General features: G+C 63.0%; 1 protein-coding gene. It reads left to right on the top strand.

Annotated features, from left to right (window positions below):
* Positions 1–17: 17 nt before the first annotated feature.
* A partial coding sequence (locus tag SB754_RS20065; RefSeq protein ID WP_410784135.1) for a hypothetical protein occupies positions 18–276 on the top strand: 259 nt, incomplete at its 3' end.

Here is a 276-nt window from a genome sequence, read left to right as displayed (position 1 = left end):
CCGCACTCGATAGCCCGGTGCTGATCGCGAAACGCAAGGACGGCAGCCAGTCGGTCAACATCACGCGCGAGCCGGCGATTCGCGCGAACCTGCTGCTTAAACGGCACCAATGCGGCCCGGAGTGCATTGTCCATTGCGACAAATGGTTCAGGTCGATGGATGCGTTCGCGTCGAGGCACGATGTCGATCGTTTCGGCCGGGAGCCCGTCTTTGTCGAGGCCGCGAGCGGGGAATTGATGCCTGCGAGCCGCCAGAAGGCGAGCCCGGCATTTCTGA

The sequence above is a fragment of the Leifsonia sp. SIMBA_070 genome, from assembly GCF_046534635.1.
In the GTDB taxonomy this organism is placed as follows: domain Bacteria; phylum Actinomycetota; class Actinomycetes; order Actinomycetales; family Microbacteriaceae; genus Leifsonia.
The sequence above is the reverse complement of the archived record's forward strand: the minus strand, read 5'-3'. Positions and strand labels throughout refer to the sequence as shown.